General features: G+C 55.2%; 2 protein-coding genes and 1 pseudogene. All 3 read right to left on the reverse strand.

Features of this window, described 5'->3' with window-relative positions:
• Nucleotides 1-166 (reverse strand): annotated as a pseudogene (locus tag AC1DSG_RS31160) (aminoacyl-tRNA hydrolase); the annotation flags it as partial.
• 170 nt (nt 167-336) lie between these two features.
• On the reverse strand, nt 337-936 hold the full coding sequence (locus tag AC1DSG_RS31165) for a 50S ribosomal protein L25/general stress protein Ctc (RefSeq protein ID WP_477794293.1): 600 nt from the start codon (nt 934-936) through the stop codon (nt 337-339).
• A 141-nt stretch (nt 937-1,077) separates the two neighbouring features.
• The coding region (gene prs, locus AC1DSG_RS31170) for a ribose-phosphate diphosphokinase (protein WP_477794294.1) at nt 1,078-1,384 on the reverse strand (307 nt) is incomplete at its 5' end.

Here is a 1,384-nt window from a genome sequence, read left to right on the forward strand (position 1 = left end):
GATACGAATAGCGCCCGGTCAGGCCAAAATATTTGCGATCGGCGACAAGGTTGACCCCTTGTGCGTTCGCGATGCGCTCAACAAAAAGGGCCCCTGCGTTATGCCGGGTCTGTTCGTATTCAGCGCCTGGATTTCCCAGGCCAACGATCAGTTTAATGGCAGTCACGATAGGGGCCCTTCCTTGGAGTGGTGGATAACATCGCCGCAATCAGTGTGTGCGGCGAAAGTGGACGAAAATTGCTCATTTACCATTATGTAAACTCCGCGTTCTCGCCCGCTTTCTCGCTACGTTCCAGTCCGCGATGTTTCCGGTCACTCCGGCGTACAGAGTAAAAATTACTCTGCAGTGCCTTCTGCAGCTTCTGGAGCAACACGTGGAGCGTGAACGTTGGCAACAGCCAGGTCGTTACCGTGAGCCAGAGCAACAAATTCAACGCCTTTAGGAGCGCTGATGTCGGACAGGTGAACGATCGAGCCGACTTCGGCGTTAGCCAGGTCAACTTCGATGAATTCAGGCAGGTCTTTTGGCAGGCAAGTCACTTCGATTTCAGCAACAACGTGCGAGATCTCGCCGCCTTTCTTCACTGGAGCAGCTTCGTTGATGAAGTGCACAGGAACGGTAGCGGTCAGCTTCTGGCCGGCAACTACGCGTACGAAGTCAGCGTGCAGCACGTGGCCTTTGGCCGGGTGACGTTGCAGAGCTTTGATGATTACGTTTTGCTTGGTGCCACCAACGTTCAGCTCGATGATGTGGCTGTAAGCCGCTTCGTTTTCGAGCAGTTTGGCAACTTCTTTAGCCAGCATGCTGATGGATTCAGGGGCTTTTTCGCCACCGTAAACTACAGCTGGTACCAGGCTTGCGAGACGACGCAGGCGGCGGCTCGCACCTTTCCCCAAGTCGGAACGCACTTCAGCATTCAGGGTAAAATCGTTCATGTTGTATCTCCAAAATAACCACATTCGCCCCAGCGTTTGCGACCAGCGCTAAAGGCGATATGGGCAAAAAAGCCCCGCCCCGACAGGAATGCCGGGGCGGGGCGCTTTTCGTCAACGTGATGAATGAGAAGGGCAGGGCCCTTAACGGAACATCGCGCTGATCGATTCTTCATTGCTGATGCGGCGGACCGCCTCGGCAACTACCGGCGCGATATCCAGTTGACGGATACGCGAGCAGGCTTGAGCAGCAGCGGACAACGGGATGGTGTTAGTCACCACCAGTTCGTCCAGCATGGAATTTTCGATGTTTTCGATCGCCCGACCGGACAGCACAGGGTGTGTGCAGTAGGCGAAAACCTTGGCAGCGCCATGCTCTTTCAAAGCCTTTGCCGCGTGGCACAGAGTGCCGGCGGTATCGACCATGTCATCGACCAGAATACAGGTACGC

This window comes from Pseudomonas sp. P5_A12 (assembly GCF_056400685.1).

Coding starts and splice junctions, on each gene's coding strand:
- AC1DSG_RS31165 (WP_477794293.1), bottom strand. CDS start 936: ATGAACGATTTTACCCTGAATGCTGAAGTGCGTTCCGACTTGGGGAAA.